The organism is Citrobacter sp. FDAARGOS_156, from assembly GCF_001559235.2.
GTDB classification, from domain to species: domain Bacteria; phylum Pseudomonadota; class Gammaproteobacteria; order Enterobacterales; family Enterobacteriaceae; genus Citrobacter; species Citrobacter youngae.
On record NZ_CP014030.2, the window covers coordinates 4,691,159 to 4,706,618 of the forward strand.

Annotated in this window: 15 protein-coding genes; 10 read left to right on the forward strand and 5 right to left on the reverse strand. The window is 56.2% G+C overall.

Going from position 1 to position 15,460, the window contains the following annotated elements; translation table 11 throughout:
* Position 1 precedes the first annotated feature (1 nt).
* From AL515_RS23230 to nikR, 10 genes are read left to right on the forward strand one after another with little or no spacing between them, the layout of a single operon-like run.
* Positions 2-424, forward strand: coding sequence for an acyl-CoA thioesterase (locus AL515_RS23230; protein WP_048213601.1), 423 nt, complete (start codon positions 2-4; stop codon positions 422-424).
* Positions 421-1,026, forward strand: coding sequence for a LolA family protein (locus AL515_RS23235; RefSeq protein WP_061068763.1), 606 nt, complete (start codon positions 421-423; stop codon positions 1,024-1,026). Before AL515_RS23230 ends, AL515_RS23235 begins: the two co-directional genes overlap by 4 nt.
* Positions 995-3,313 carry an MMPL family transporter gene (locus tag AL515_RS23240; RefSeq protein ID WP_061068764.1) on the forward strand — a complete coding sequence of 773 codons (2,319 nt, stop codon included), beginning with the start codon at positions 995-997 and terminating at the stop codon, positions 3,311-3,313. Before AL515_RS23235 ends, AL515_RS23240 begins: the two co-directional genes overlap by 32 nt.
* Positions 3,310-3,921: a DUF3261 domain-containing protein gene (locus AL515_RS23245; protein ID WP_071887398.1), complete on the forward strand. Its 612-nt coding sequence runs from the start codon at positions 3,310-3,312 to the stop codon at positions 3,919-3,921. The genes AL515_RS23240 and AL515_RS23245 overlap by 4 nt, the downstream gene beginning before the upstream one ends.
* Position 3,922: 1 nt before the next feature.
* Positions 3,923-5,092, forward strand: coding sequence for a beta-ketoacyl-[acyl-carrier-protein] synthase family protein (locus tag AL515_RS23250; protein WP_061068765.1), 1,170 nt, complete (start codon positions 3,923-3,925; stop codon positions 5,090-5,092).
* Entirely contained in the window at positions 5,089-5,565 is a 477-nt protein-coding gene (locus tag AL515_RS23255; protein ID WP_061068766.1) for an ApeP family dehydratase, read from the forward strand. The genes AL515_RS23250 and AL515_RS23255 overlap by 4 nt, the downstream gene beginning before the upstream one ends.
* Positions 5,562-6,293, forward strand: a complete 732-nt coding sequence (locus tag AL515_RS23260) for a 3-ketoacyl-ACP reductase FabG2 (protein WP_048213606.1) — start codon at positions 5,562-5,564, stop codon at positions 6,291-6,293. Before AL515_RS23255 ends, AL515_RS23260 begins: the two co-directional genes overlap by 4 nt.
* Positions 6,290-7,519, forward strand: a complete 1,230-nt coding sequence (locus AL515_RS23265) for a beta-ketoacyl-ACP synthase (protein ID WP_061068767.1) — start codon at positions 6,290-6,292, stop codon at positions 7,517-7,519. The genes AL515_RS23260 and AL515_RS23265 overlap by 4 nt, the downstream gene beginning before the upstream one ends.
* Position 7,520: 1 nt before the next feature.
* Complete coding sequence (acpT, locus tag AL515_RS23270; RefSeq protein WP_061068768.1) at positions 7,521-8,099, forward strand: 4'-phosphopantetheinyl transferase AcpT; 579 nt, start codon at positions 7,521-7,523, stop codon at positions 8,097-8,099.
* Between the two features lie 49 nt (positions 8,100-8,148).
* Complete coding sequence (nikR, locus tag AL515_RS23275) at positions 8,149-8,550, forward strand: nickel-responsive transcriptional regulator NikR (RefSeq protein ID WP_005121550.1); 402 nt, start codon at positions 8,149-8,151, stop codon at positions 8,548-8,550.
* Between the two features lie 97 nt (positions 8,551-8,647).
* On the opposite strand, the gene AL515_RS23280 is transcribed toward nikR, so the two are convergent.
* From AL515_RS23280 to AL515_RS23300, 5 genes are all read right to left on the reverse strand, one after another.
* A complete protein-coding gene (locus AL515_RS23280; RefSeq protein ID WP_048213609.1) occupies positions 8,648-9,772 on the reverse strand; it encodes an ABC transporter permease in 1,125 nt (374 codons plus the stop codon).
* Positions 9,772-12,519 (reverse strand): ribosome-associated ATPase/putative transporter RbbA, encoded by a 2,748-nt coding sequence (gene rbbA / locus AL515_RS23285; RefSeq protein WP_061068769.1) that lies wholly within the window; start codon positions 12,517-12,519, stop codon positions 9,772-9,774. The genes AL515_RS23280 and rbbA overlap by 1 nt, the downstream gene beginning before the upstream one ends.
* Positions 12,516-13,583: an HlyD family secretion protein gene (locus tag AL515_RS23290; protein ID WP_061068770.1), complete on the reverse strand. Its 1,068-nt coding sequence runs from the start codon at positions 13,581-13,583 to the stop codon at positions 12,516-12,518. Before AL515_RS23290 ends, rbbA begins: the two co-directional genes overlap by 4 nt.
* Positions 13,584-13,945: 362 nt before the next feature.
* Positions 13,946-15,112 (reverse strand): iron-containing alcohol dehydrogenase, encoded by a 1,167-nt coding sequence (locus AL515_RS23295; RefSeq protein ID WP_061068771.1) that lies wholly within the window; start codon positions 15,110-15,112, stop codon positions 13,946-13,948.
* Between the two features lie 33 nt (positions 15,113-15,145).
* Complete coding sequence (locus AL515_RS23300; protein ID WP_048213613.1) at positions 15,146-15,460, reverse strand: putative quinol monooxygenase; 315 nt, start codon at positions 15,458-15,460, stop codon at positions 15,146-15,148.

The window sequence follows — 15,460 nt, forward strand, 5'->3', positions numbered from 1 at the left end:
GGTGCTTAACGATCCCCGCTTTACGGCTGAAGTCGAGCTGACTATTCCGTTTCACGACGTCGATATGATGGGTGTAGCGTGGCATGGCAACTACTTCCGCTATTTCGAGATTGCCCGCGAGGCACTGCTGAACCAATTCAATTACGGTTATCGGCAGATGAAAGCGTCCGGCTATTTGTGGCCCGTGGTCGACACCCGGGTGAAGTATCGCAACGCCCTGACTTTCGAGCAGCGTATCCGTGTGCGTGCCCGTATTAAAGAGTTCGAAAATCGCCTGCGTATCGACTACGACATTTTCGATGCTGAAACAGGAAAACGCGCCACAACGGGCTATACCATCCAGGTCGCCGTGGACGAAAAAAGCCGTGAGCTGTGCTTTGTCAGCCCGGATATTTTGTTTGAACGAATGGGAGTGACGCCATGAAATTATGGCCATTGTTGGTGCTGCTCATCAGCCCTTTTGTCAGCGCCCTGACGCTTGATGACCTGCAACAGCGTTTTACCGAACAGCCGGTCATTCGCGCCCATTTCGATCAAACCCGGACGATAAAAGATCTGCCGCAGCCGCTGCGGTCTCAGGGCAAAATGCTGATCGCCCGTGACCAGGGTCTGTTGTGGGACCAAACCGCGCCGTTCCCGATGCAACTGTTGCTTGATGATAAGCGGATGGTTCAGGTGATTAACGGTCAGCCACCGCAGACCATCACCGCCGAAAACAACCCGCAAATGTTCCAGTTCAATCATCTGCTACGTGCATTATTCCAGGCGGATCGTAAGGTGCTGGAGCAAAACTTCCGCGTGACCTTTACCGACGTAGGGGAGGGGCGCTGGACGTTACGCCTGACGCCAATCACCACGCCACTGGATAAGATTTTCGCGACGATTGATTTAGCTGGCAAGACCTACCTGGAGAGCATTCAGCTCAATGACAAGCAGGGCGATCGCACCGATATCGCGCTTTCCCAACACCAACTGACGCCAGCGCAACTGACCGATGATGAACGCCAACGCTTTGCCGCCCAGTAAACGTCCCGCGCTGTTATGGGGGCTCGCCTGCCTGATTATGCTGGGCGTCTTGTTGACGCTACTCCCGCAGGCCAGGCTCAATAGCAGCGTGCTGGCCATGCTGCCAAAACAGGCAATGGGCGACATTCCCCCGAGCCTGAACGAAGGCTTTATGCAGCGCCTCGACCGGCAACTGGTCTGGCTGGTGAGTCCCGGTAAGCAACCGGACCCGTCGGCGGCGCAAGACTGGCTGACGCTGCTGCAAAAATCGCACGCGCTGGCCCAGGTGAAAGGCCCGATGGACACCGACAGCCAGCAGGCATGGGGGGCTTTCTTCTGGAAACACCGTAACGGCCTGATAGATAACGATACCCGCGCTCGTCTGCAAAACGGCGGCGAAGCCCAGGCCCAGTGGATCCTGTCCCAGCTTTACTCCGCATTCTCCGGTGTCAGCGGCAAAGAGTTGCAAAACGATCCCCTCATGCTGATGCGCGGCTCGCAGTTGGCCATGGCCAAAAATGGCCAGCGTTTACGCCTGATGGACGGCTGGCTGGTCACTCAGGACGAGCAAGGCAACTACTGGTATCTGTTACATGGCGAGCTGACCGGCTCATCGTTTGATATGCAACAGACGCACCAATTGGTCACCACGCTGAATACGCTGGAAGGTGAGTTCAAAGCCCACTATCCGCAGGCACAATTACTGTCTCGCGGAACGCTGTTCTACAGCGATTACGCCAGCCAGCAGGCGAAACAGGATATCTCGACCCTCGGCATAGCGACCGTGATCGGGGTGATCCTGCTCATCGTGGCCGTGTTTCGTTCGCTGCGTCCGCTGCTGCTGTGCCTGATTTCAATTGGTATTGGCGCGCTGGCGGGAACCGTCGTCACGTTGCTGATTTTTGGCGAACTCCATCTGATGACGCTGGTGATGAGCATGAGCATCATCGGTATTTCCGCCGACTATACGCTCTACTATTTGACCGAGCGGATGGTGCACGGTGCAGAAACATCGCCATGGCAAAGCCTTGCCAAAGTACGCAATGCCCTGCTCCTGGCACTGCTCACTACCGTGGCGGCTTATCTGATTATGATGCTGGCCCCCTTCCCCGGTATTCGCCAGATGGCGGTATTCGCGGCGGTGGGTCTGAGTGCCTCGTGCCTGACGGTCATTTTCTGGCACCCATGGTTGTGTCACAGGTTGCCGGTGCGCCCGGTTCCGGCAATGGTACTCATGCTACGCTGGCTTGCCGCCTGGCGGCGGAATAAGAAATTATCCGTTGGCCTACCGGTGGCGCTCGCGTTGTTCTCGTTGGCAGGCATGGCGACGCTACGCGTAGACGATGATATCTCCCAGTTACAGGCGCTACCGCAGGACATTCTCGCTCAGGAAAAAGCGATTACCGCCCTGACCGGGCAAAGCGTCGACCAGAAGTGGTTTGTCGTGTACGGCAAATCTGCTCAACAAACGCTGGAGCGACTGGAAGCCTTTACTCCCGCGCTGGAAGAGGCAAAAAAAGACGGATTACTCAGCGGATATCGCACTATTCCGTTAAATTCGCTCGCCCGGCAGCAGCAGGATCTCACCCTGTTAAAAGATGCCGCGCCCGCCGTCACAAAAGCCTTAAACAGCGCCGGGCTGACAACGGTGAAACCCGATCTTAGCGCTATGCCGGTCACCGTCGATGCCTGGCTTTCCAGCCCGGCCAGTGAAGGCTGGCGCTTACTGTGGCTGTCGCTGGCAGACGGTGAAAGCAGCGTGCTGGTTCCCGTTGAAGGAGTGAAACAAAGTGATGCTTTAAACACGCTCAGCACGAAATATTCCGGCGTTGCGTGGGTGGATCGTAAGAGCAGCTTTGACACTCTGTTTGCGCTGTATCGCCATATTCTGACGGGCTTGCTATGCGTTGCGCTGGCAGTAATTGCCTGTGGCGCCGTCATTCGACTTGGCTGGCGTAAAGGCTTTATTAGCCTGGTCCCCTCGGTGCTGTCTTTAGGTTGTGGTCTGGCGGTACTGGCTCTGAGTGGGCACGCGCTCAACCTGTTCTCGCTGCTGGCACTGGTGCTGGTGCTGGGGATTGGCATTAACTACACGCTGTTTTTCAGTAATCCACGCGGTACGCCACTGACGTCGCTACTGGCTATCACACTGGCGATGATGACTACGCTCCTGACGCTCGGCATGCTGGTCTTTAGCGCCACTCAGGCAATCAGCAGTTTTGGCATTGTATTGGTGAGCGGTATTTTCACTGCATTTTTGCTGTCACCGCTGGCGATGCCAACGAAAAGAGAGAAGAAAAAAAGATGATGTTATCGACATTTTTTGCCGGGTGGCGGATTCGCCTTATCAGGCCGTTAATGATAGCGCTCGCCGCACTGATTCTTGCCGGTTGCAGCCACACACAGCCGGAACAGCAAGGCCGCCCACAAGCCTGGTTAGAGCCGGGAACACGTGTGACGCTACCTGCTCCGGGGATTTCTCCCGCGGTGAATTCACAACAGTTGCTGACCGGAAGTTTTAACGGCAAAACGCAGTCGCTGTTGGTCATGCTTAATGCTGATGATAAGAAAATCACACTGGCCGGGTTGTCATCAGTTGGCATTCGCCTGTTCCTCGTGACTTACGATGAAAAAGGATTGCACACCGAACAATCGATCATCGTTCCGCAACTGCCGCCCGCAAGCCAGGTGCTGGCTGACGTGATGCTTAGTCATTGGCCAATTAGCGCCTGGCAACCGCAATTACCTCAAGGCTGGACGCTCGTCGATACGGGCGATACACGTGAACTGCGCAATAGCCGCGGCAAACTGGTCACGGAAATCACGTATCTGAATCGCAAAGGAAAACGCGAACCGATCAGCATTGAGCAGCACGTATTTAAATACCACATCACCATTCAATACCTGGGTGACTGAGATGATCTACATTTCTGCCGTTGGCATGATTAACGCGTTGGGCAATAACACCGATGAAATCGCCGCCAACCTCACACGTGGCATAGCGCCGGGAATGCGTCCGCGCGCGAACTGGCTACAAGGACATCCACCCGCCGTATTAGCAGGTGTAGACGGTGATCTGCCCGCGATCCCTCAGCAATTTAGCGCACATCGTTCGCGCAATAACCAGCTACTGCTGGCTGCACTGGCACAAATCCAGCCACAGGTAGACGACGCTATCGCCCGGTTTGGCCGCGATCGTATTGCTGTCGTTCTCGGCACCAGCACCTCCGGTCTGAATGAAGGTGACGTTCACGTTGATCTGATGCTCAACGACAAAGAGAGCACCGACTGGCGCTACCCGCAGCAGGAACTGGGCGATCCGTCGCGTTTTCTTAGCCACTGGCTGGCGCTGGATGGCCCGGCCTTTACGCTCTCAACCGCCTGCTCGTCCAGTGCACGGGCAATCATGAGCGGGCGTCGCTTAATCGAATCTGGTCTGGTGGATATTGCCATTGTCGGCGGTGCCGATACGCTAAGTCGGATGCCCATCAACGGTTTCCACAGTCTGGAATCGCTCTCCCCAACGCGATGTCAGCCGTTTGGCCGCGACCGCAATGGGATCACCATCGGCGAAGGCGCCGCATTGATGGTATTAACCCGCGAGCCACAGCCCATTGCGCTGCTGGGTGTCGGCGAATCCAGCGATGCATACCATATTTCGGCTCCCCACCCGCAGGGAGAAGGTGCCATTCGCGCCATAGGCCAGGCACTTAACGACGCAAGAATGACACCGGAACACGTGGGCTATATCAATCTGCACGGAACGGCCACTCCGCTCAACGATCAGATTGAGTCCAACGTCGTAAGCACGCTATTTGGCGACACGGTCCCATGCAGTTCAACCAAACACCTGACCGGGCACACGCTGGGCGCGGCCGGGATCACCGAAGCAGCAATCAGTATGCTGATTCTGCAACGCAACCTGCCCCTGCCACCGCAGGATTTTAGCCAGTCGCCGCGCGATGAAACATTGCCACCCTGCGGCATCATTGAACAACCGCAGCCGCTGACTCGCCCGGTAATCTTATCTAACTCGTTCGCCTTCGGCGGTAATAATGCCAGCATCCTGCTCGGGAGAATCTCATGAGCCACTATTTATCACCGGGCGATTATTTACCGCATGACGCGCCGATGCAGCTCCTTGAAGAGGTCGTCAGTGTGGCGGACGAAACCGCCACCTGCCACGTGACGGTATCGGCAAACAGCGTACTGGCCCCTTTCCTCGACCCCGATGGCAATCTGCCCGGCTGGTTCGCACTGGAATTAATGGCGCAGACCATTGGCGTCTGGTCTGGCTGGCACCGCCAGCAACACGGTCAGGCGAGTATTGCATTAGGTATGGTGCTGGGCGCACGCGAGTTAGTCTGTGCTGCGGGTGTTCTGCCTGCCGGAAAGCGGCTGAGCATTCATGTCAAATTGCTGATGCAGGATGCACGATTCGGTAGCTTTGAATGCGTCATTCAGGCAGACAACAAGACGCTGGCAACCGGTCGCGTCAACACCTTCCAGCCGACAACAGAAGAAATTAACACGCTATTTCAACAAGGAGCGTCCACATGAGTCGTTCAGTTTTAGTTACGGGTGCCAGCAAAGGTATCGGTCGCGCCATCGCCAGACAACTGGCGGCAGACGGCTTTGTGGTCGGCGTGCACTATCATCGCGATGCACAAGGTGCACAAGACACGCTGGAGGCTATCCTCGCCGCTGGCGGCGCAGGGCGTCTGTTGACGTTTGACGTTGCCAATCGCGAGCAATGCCGTGAAGTACTGGAGCACGATATTGAGGTTAACGGCGCATGGTACGGCATTGTCAGCAACGCCGGGGTAACGCGTGATGCCGCCTTCCCTGCGCTCAGCGATAACGACTGGGATGCGGTGATCCACACTAACCTCGACAGCTTTTACAACGTCATTCATCCGTGCATTATGCCGATGATTAGCGCACGCCAGGGGGGTCGTATCATCACACTGTCTTCGGTATCCGGCGTGATGGGCAACCGCGGTCAGGTTAATTACAGTGCAGCAAAAGCCGGTATTATTGGCGCCACCAAAGCGCTGGCCATCGAACTGGCAAAACGCAAAATTACCGTAAACTGTATTGCACCAGGACTGATTGATACCGGGATGATCGAGATGGAAGAAGCCGCATTGAAAGAGGCGATGTCGATGATCCCCATGAAACGGATAGGTCAGGCTGAAGAAGTGGCCGGGCTTGCCAGTTATTTAATGTCGGATGTGGCGGGCTATGTCACTCGCCAGGTGATTTCCATCAATGGAGGGATGTTATGACACGTCGTGTCGTGATTACAGGCATGGGCGGCGTCACCGCCTTTGGGGAAAACTGGCAGGATGTCTCAGCCAGGCTATTGGCGTATGAAAATGCGGTACGCAAAATGCCGGAGTGGCAGGTTTATGACGGACTGCACACGCTGTTGGGTGCGCCGATCGATAACTTCACTCTGCCGGAACACTATACCCGCAAGCGCATTCGCGCCATGGGTCGCGTGTCGCTGATGTCCACTCGCGCATCAGAACTGGCGTTAGAACAAGCCGGACTGATTGGCGATCGGGTACTGACCAACGGTGAAACCGGAATAGCATACGGTTCCTCCACAGGCAGCACCGGGCCGGTGAGTGAGTTCGCGACCATGCTGACCGAGAAGCACACCAATAACATCACCGGCACGACCTACGTGCAAATGATGCCGCACACCACGGCTGTTAACACCGGATTGTTTTTCGGCCTGCGTGGGCGAGTCATCCCGACATCCAGCGCCTGCACCTCCGGTAGCCAGGCAATTGGTTACGCATGGGAAGCCATCCGACACGGTTATCAAACGGTGATGGTTGCCGGCGGTGCAGAAGAACTGTGCCCTTCCGAAGCCGCCGTATTTGATACGCTGTTCGCCACCAGCCAGCGCAACGACAAACCGAAAACCACCCCCTCCCCATTCGATGAAAAACGCGATGGTCTGGTCATCGGGGAAGGTGCTGGTACGCTGGTGCTGGAAGAGTTGGAACACGCTAAAGCGCGCGGAGCAACGATTTACGGTGAAATCGTCGGCTTTGCCACTAACTGCGATGCTGCCCATATCACCCAGCCACAGCGTGAGACAATGCAGATTTGCATGGAAAAATCGCTGAGCATGGCCGGTATTAGCGCCCGGGATATCGGCTATATTTCAGCGCACGGTACCGCTACCGATCGTGGCGATATTGCAGAAAGTCAGGCGACTGCCGCAATTTATGGTGATAATGTGCCGCTATCCTCGCTTAAAAGCTATTTTGGGCATACCCTTGGCGCTTGTGGCGCACTGGAGGCCTGGATGAGTCTGCAAATGATGCGTGAAGGCTGGTTTGCGCCTACGCTGAATTTGAGTCAGCCAGATGCCAATTGTGGCGCGCTGGATTACATTATGGGTGAAGCCCGCAAGATTGATTGCGAGTTTTTGCAGAGCAATAACTTTGCGTTTGGCGGCATCAATACTTCTATCATCATCAAACGTTGGCCGTGATATGTACCGGATCGTTCTAGGGAAAGTTTCTGATTTAAGCACCGGCGTGCTGCCTCATGCGCTCTATGAGCAGGCACCGCAGGGTGCTCGCCGCGCACGCTGGTTGGCTGGCCGCGTGCTGCTTTCCCATGCCCTTTCCCCATTGCCTGATATCGTCTACGGCGAGCAAGGAAAACCGGCCTTTTCAGCCGACACGCCGCTGTGGTTCAATCTTAGCCACAGCGGTGATGACATTGCTCTGCTGCTTAGCGACGAAGGGGAAGTGGGCTGCGATATTGAAGTCGTGCGCCCGCGCGAAAACTGGAAGACGCTGGCGAATACGGTGTTCAGTCTTGGGGAACATGCCGAAATCGAAGCAGAACATCCGGACCACCAACTGGCGGCTTTCTGGCGCATCTGGACGCGCAAAGAAGCCATCGTTAAGCAGCGTGGCGGCAGCGCCTGGCAAATTGTCAGCGTCGATAGCACTACACTGACATCCTCGCTCTCCGTTAGCCAGTGCCAGCTCGAAACCCTGAGTCTGGCCGTGTGCACGCCAACGCCATTTACCCTGACAGCCGACGCCGTGCAGAGGCTGTAACTCCCGCATTCCCTGTGCGCCGACGCGCGACATGAAAGGTTAACTGCAGATGCAACGAGTCACCATTACTCTCGATGACGATTTACTGGAAACGCTGGATAGCCTGAGCCAGCGCCGTGGTTACAACAACCGTTCTGAAGCGATTCGCGATATTTTGCGTGGTGCGCTGGCGCAGGAAACGACCCAGGAGCATGGCACTCAGGGCTTCGCGGTACTCTCGTATGTTTATGAACATGAGAAGCGTGATTTGGCCAGCCGCATTGTTTCGACGCAGCACCATCACCATGATTTATCGGTCGCTACGCTACACGTTCACATCAACCATGACGACTGCCTGGAAATCGCCGTACTAAAAGGCGACATGGGCGATGTTCAGCATTTTGCCGATGATGTGATTTCCCAGCGCGGAGTGCGCCACGGTCATTTGCAGTGCCTGCCGAAAGAAGAGTAATTACCTGTTTCGTTGCCGGGGGCGCTTCGCTTACCCGGCCTACACCCGTTCTCGTTTGTAGGCCGGATAAGGCGTAGCCGCCATCCGGCAATAATGTTCACGCCATCGTGCCAATCGTCTTTCTAAAGCGCAGCAGCGCTATCAGGAAGAATGCACTGCCAATCGCCAGCAACGTCAGAAACTGCGGCCAGACGATGCCGAACCCTGCGCCACGATAAAGAATCGCCTGCGCCAGGCTGACAAAGTGGGTGGTCGGCATCGTCAGCATGATGTCCTGTACGGCCTGCGGCATGCTTTCACGCGGCGTGGAGCCACCGGAGAGCATCTGTAACGGCAGCAGCACCAGAATCATCAGTAACCCTAGTTGCGGCATAGAGCGCGCCAGCGTGCCCATAAAAATGCCGATCGAGGTGGTGGCGAACAGGCTCAGCGCCACGCCCAGCATAAACAGCGGTATCGAACCTTCAATCGGTACGCCGAGCACGCCTTTTACCATCAGCATCAGCGATAAACCGGAAACCACCAGTACCACCAGACCCATCGACCAGATTTTTGCCATCATGATCTCAAACGGCGTCACCGGCATCACCAGCAGATGCTCAATGGTCCCGTGCTCGCGCTCGCGGATCAGCGCCGACCCGGTAAGCACGATCGCCAGCATGGTGATGTTGTTGATAATCGCCATCACCGCGCCAAAGCGGGCGGGTTCCAGATTAGGGTTAAAGCGCATGCGCATTTCCAGCGCCACCGGCGGCTCACTGTTGTCACGGTATCGGGCCACAAAGCTGTTCACCTCGCCGCTGATAATGTTCTGGATATAGCTGTTGCCGGTAAAGGCCTGGCTCATCCGCGTGGCATCGACGTTAACCTGAATATCCGGCTGCCGCCCGGCCAACACGTCACGCTGAAAATCAGGCGGAATGTTCACGGCGAAGGTGTAGCGCCCGGCGTCCAGCCCGGCATCCATCTCATCAGCGGTGATCATCTCCGGCGGTAAAAACCACGGGCGATAAAAGCTGTTCACAATCCGGTTCGACAACTGCGACTGGTCCATATCGGCAATAGCAATCGGCGCCAGATGCAGCGAACCCGGCAGGACGGTCGCGGAAGAATAAACCGAAATCGTGAAGGCAAAGACGATCAGCGTCAGCATCGCTTTGTCACCCAGCAGGCTGCGCAACTCTTTGATACCGAGGTTATAAATATTGCGTAATCGGCGCATCACCCCTCCTGTTTTTTCAGCAGTAATACGCTCAAACCAATCACCACCGGAATGGCTACCGCCAGCGGCATAAACAGCTGCCAGAGATCCGTCAGATCCAGCGCTTTAGAGAACGTCCCGCGTGCGATAGTCAGAAAATGGCTGGTCGGGTAAATTTCACCAATCCACCGTCCAGGCCCTTCGAGCGAGGCGACCGGGTCGATCATCCCGGAGAACTGCGTCGCCGGGATAAGCGTAATAATCGCCGTTCCAAAAATGGCGGCGATCTGGCTTTTCATAAACGTGGAGATTAACAGCCCCAGCCCGGTGGCAATGGTGACGTACAGCAGCGCGGCCAGCGTCAGAGTCATAAAGCTGCCCTTATGCGGGACGCCGAACACAAACACCGACAGCGCGCACAGCAGCAGAAAGTTCAGCATGCCCAGCACGATGTAAGGCAACTGTTTGCCGAGCAAAAACTCACTGCGGGTCGTGGGCGTGACGTACAGGTTGATAATCGATCCGAGCTCTTTCTCGCGCACTACGCTGAGTGCGCTGAGCATGGAAGGGATCATCATCAACAACAGCGGGATCACCGCCGGAACAATCGCCGGCAGACTCTTCACATCCGGGTTGTAACGATAACGGGTTTCAATGGTCATCAGCCCGTTTTGCCCACTGGCATTGGGTTGACGCGCCATCGCATCCTGCAGCCAGGTCTGGTGCATCGCCTGCACGTAACCTCTGACCGTTTCAGCGCGGCTCGGCATTGCGCCATCGACCCAGACGCCAATCTTCACCGGCGTGCCACGCGCGATATCGCGGCCAAAGTTTGGCGGGATCTCTATTGCTACCGCCACTTCGCCCGAACGCATCCGTTTGTCCAGCTCGTCATAACTGGTGAGCGGCGGCTGTTCGATAAAATAGCGCGATCCCGCCAGATTCAGCGTCCACGCCTGGCTGCTGACTGTCTGGTCACGATCGAGCACCGAAAAACGCAGGTTTTCCACGTCCATGCTGATGCCGTAGCCCATGATCAGCATCAGGATCACCGTCCCCATCAGCGCCAGCGTTGAACGCACCGGGTCCCGCCGCAGCTCCAGCGCTTCACGGCGGCTGTAGCTGAACAAGCGCCGCAGGCTAAAGCCCTGCCGCGGCGGCTGACTGTTTTCATGCACCAGCGGAGCAGTCGCTTGCGAAAGCGTCGCTTCCGGTGCCGGGCCTGCTGCTTCCTGTAGCCAGGAGATAAACGCCTCTTCCAGGCTGGCGGCACCACGCTGTTTCACCAGCTCCTGCGGCGTGCCGCTGGCGAGTACTTTTCCGGCGTGCATCAGCGACATACGGTCGCAGCGCTCCGCTTCATTCATAAAGTGGGTAGAGATAAAAATGGTCACTTTATCCTGACGCGACAGATCGACCATCAGTTGCCAGAACATGTCCCTCGCCACCGGATCGACCCCGGAGGTCGGCTCATCAAGAATGAGCATTTCAGGGCGATGGATCACCGCCACCGCCAGCGACAGGCGTTGACGGATCCCCAACGGCAGCGCACCGGGCAACGTGTCTTCGACATCGGTCAGCGAAAAGCGCTCGCTCATCTCTTGTACCCGCCCGGGGATTTCCGCTTCGGGGATATGGAACAGTCGCGCGTGTAGCTCAAGGTTTTGCCGCACGGTCAGCTCGCTGTAGAGCGAAAACGCCTGCGACATATAGCCTACCCGGCGGCGGGTATCGATATTCTTCGGGTCAACCGCTTGCCCAAACAGCCACGCCTCACCTTCGCTTGCGGGTAGCAGACCGGTGAGCATCTTCATGGTGGTGGATTTACCGCAGCCGTTGGAGCCGAGAAAGCCGAAGATCTCCCCGCGGGGAATACGAAAGTTAACGTGATCAACGGCGACAAACTTGCCGAAGCGCATAGTCAGATCTTTCGCCTCAATGGCAATCTCTTCCTGCTCAGCGTGATACGGCGGGATCACCACCGGTTTGTGCGCCTGACGCTGCGCTTCAGGTAACAACGCAATAAACGCCTGCTCCAGCGTGGCGCTGTTGGTTTGTTCTCGTAGCTGCTGGGCGCTGCCGGTGGCCAATACCTCACCCGCGTTCATCGCCACCAGCCAGTCAAAGCGCTCGGCTTCTTCCATATAGGCGGTGGCGACCAGCACGCTCATATTGGTCTGACGCTGGCGAATGCTGTTAATCAGATCCCAGAACTGGGCGCGGGACAGCGGGTCTACCCCGGTGGTGGGTTCATCAAGAATGAGCAATTCCGGGTCGTGGATTAACGCGCAGCACAGCCCCAGCTTTTGCTTCATCCCACCCGAGAGTTTCCCGGCAGGACGATCGCGAAACGGCGCCAGTCCGGTGCTGTTCAGTAGCTCGGTAATCCGCGCTTCGCGTTCCGCTTTGTCATGACCAAACAGCCGGGCAAAGAAGTCGACGTTCTCATACACCGACAGCGTGTGGTACAGGTTTTTACCCAGCCCTTGCGGCATCCAGGCAATACGCGGGCAGACATCACGACGATGCTTCGGGTCGCGCATATCGCCACCCAGCACCATCACGTTGCCCTGTTCAATCACCCGCGCACCGGAAATAAGCGACAGCAGGCTCGATTTTCCGACGCCATCCGGGCCAATCAGCCCCACCATGCAGCGGGCGGGGATATCCAGCGTGATATTGTTCAGCGCGACCGTTGTCCCGTAATGCTGACTCACGCCGTCAAGGTGCGCCACGGGAGGAACGGGAACCAGCGCCAGATGCGTCATTGCGGCAACCTCACCACCAGCTCGTCAGGCCAGGGGCGATTTTCATCCAGACGCACCCAGGCCATGCCCGGCAGACCGGTTTTCACGTACTCCAGATGCTGCTGCAACAGCTCTGGCGGAATACGCGCTTTGACGCGAAACATCAGCTTCAGCCGTTCATCACTGGTTTCGACCGTTTTCGGTGTGAACTGCGCGACGCTTGCCACAAAGCTGATGGTCGCAGGAATACGCAGATCCGGCGCGGCATCCAGCACCAGGCGAGCTTCACCGCCAATCTTCAATAAACCAGCCTGTTCGGTAGGTAAGAAGAATGTCATGTAGACATCGCTGAGATCGACCATATTCAGCACGCGCCCGCCCGCGGAAAGCACCTCGCCCGGTTCGGCGACACGGTACTGCACGCGACCATCGCGCGGGGCTTTCAGCTCGCTGTCATCAATATCAGCGGCAATACGACGTTCGGTGGCCTGCGCGGCTTCAACGCGGGTTTGCGCCTGAATAATGCTGGTACGGGCGGCTTCAATCGCGGCTTTTGCCGCAGAGACCTGCGCCCTTGCAGATTCCAGTGCCGCGCGCGCACTTTCTGCCGCAGCCCTGTCGTCATCCAGCTGTTGCTCAGACACGGCCCCACGCTGGGATAGCGAACGGGAGCGAACGTGACGTTTAGAGACCGACTGCAGTTCCGCCTCGCGCTGTTTTACCACCGACTGCGCGGCGCGCATTTCACTTTGCCGTTGTTCCAGCAACGCCCGTGCCGCCGCAACTGCACTTTCCGCTTCTTTGATTTGCGCGACCGCTTCCAGCCGCTGCTCGTGCAGCACGCGGGTATCCATTTTCGCCAGCACCTCGCCCTGACGAACGAACTGCCCTTCCGATACGAGGATCGTATCAATACGTCCGGCAATTTTGGTGGCAATATCCACTTCAGTGGCTTCAATTCTGCCGTTGCTGGCGGCAAACCCTTCCGGTATCCCCGCAGGACGCAACATCCACCATGCTATTGCAGCAACCACCACCACAATACCCGCGCCCCACCACACCAGATGACGCTTAATCTTATCCATATTCGACCCGCCGTAATCCCTGTTATCAAACGATGCGTGTCACAAAACCCACTGAACTGCTATTCAGTGAGAGATTCCATCCGGGATGAGAAGGAATGATAAACGATGGCCAAAGAGCGGACAGGCGTTATAGCAACGCATACCGCGAAGGAAGTGAATGACGAAAATGCTGTGAAATCGGGTAGTAATGTTGTCATCATCAGCGTTCCTGGCCGGAAATGAAACACGCATACTCATAACTGCTATCTATTGAATACTAACACCTGGATTCGATATGTCTATTCGGTTGTTCTCGCGATGTCATCGGGCAAAACAGTGTCCGGCAATCCACTCGCCGGACAAGCTTTTGGCGAGTGTTCTGTTTAAAACGCGTGTTGGTATAGCCGCAACGCATCATCTGCCGTGAGCGGAACAGGATTGTTATCCAGAAGACGAGTCTGCTGCATGGCATCCTGAGCCAATATCGCCAGCGTTTCAGCAGGTATATCGACATCGCGCAGCTTTTTCGGTGCACCCGATTCAGCAATAATGCGTACCATCGCAGCAATAAATATCGCGGCATCTTTCTCCATATTCCCCGACACCTCCTCGCCAATAACAGCAGCCAGCTCGGCATAGTACGGCGCAGCGACTGGCGCATTAAACTGCAGCACCGGAATCAGCATCAACGCATTCGACAACCCATGTGGAATATGGTGTCGTGCGCCAAGGGGATAAGCCAGCGCATGCACTGCGGCCACTGGGGAATTGGCAAAAGCCTGGCCTGCCAGCATCGCGCCCAGCAGAACATTTTCTCGCGCTTCACGGTTGTTCCCATCACGACAGGCAGTCACCAGATGGCGGCTAATTAAGCGTAATGCTTCCCGCGCCAGCGCATCCGAAATGGGGTTCTTCTTATGTTTACCGGTATAAGCCTCAATGGCATGCACCATCGCGTCGATGCCAGCCGCCGCCGTATGAACCGGAGGAAGTCCAAGCGTCAATTGCGCATCCAGCAGCACCAAATCGCCATATAGCTGTGGTGCGACAATCCCCATTTTGCTGTCATCATTGGTCGTCAAAATCGAAATATTAGTGACTTCTGAGCCCGTCCCTGCCGTGGTAGGGATGTTAATCAGCGGCAGACGCTGCCCGGAAACTTTGCCAATACCGTAAAGCGCCTGCAGATCTTGCTCAGAGTTGATTAACACGGCCACCAGCTTCGCGACATCCAGCGAGGAGCCGCCGCCCAGACCAATGACCATGTCGCAATGGTCATCACGAGCAACCTGTAAGGCTTCCCGGACAAGACGTTCCTGCGGATCGGGTTGGACCCGATCATAGACCGTCACCTGAAACCCTGCCTCTTGCAGGCTATGCAAAACAGGCGGCAGAATCCCTGCTTTGACCAGTCCGGGGTCGGTCACCAACAACACGCGACGCGCGCTAAATCGCGGCTGAATAATCTCCCCTGCTCGTGATGCTCCTGCCCACTCGACGATAATTTCCGGTACAGTTGAAAACGTAAAATCCTTCATGACATTGTTCATTGATGTACTCCTGGTAGTAAAAATGGCCAGCTTTTAACTACGCGGTGTATCGGCATGAGTGAGAAAGCTTTTCACCTCTTTACGCTCAAGCAACGGGTTGATAATCCCAACGCCAATACGTTGAAAATGCTCCGTTTGTCGATGAAGTTCGAGACCCTCAGGACAACGATAGGTTTCAATAATCACAAAGCGATCGCCGTCTTCCGTAGAACGGAAAAACTCATAGGTGATGTTTTCAGGCTCCTGACGCGAGGCCTGGGCAAGCAGTCTGAGCGCATCATTGACCTTGTCTCCCATTCCCTTACGAGAAAAATAATGTGCAATAACAAAAAGTTGTGAATTCTCCAT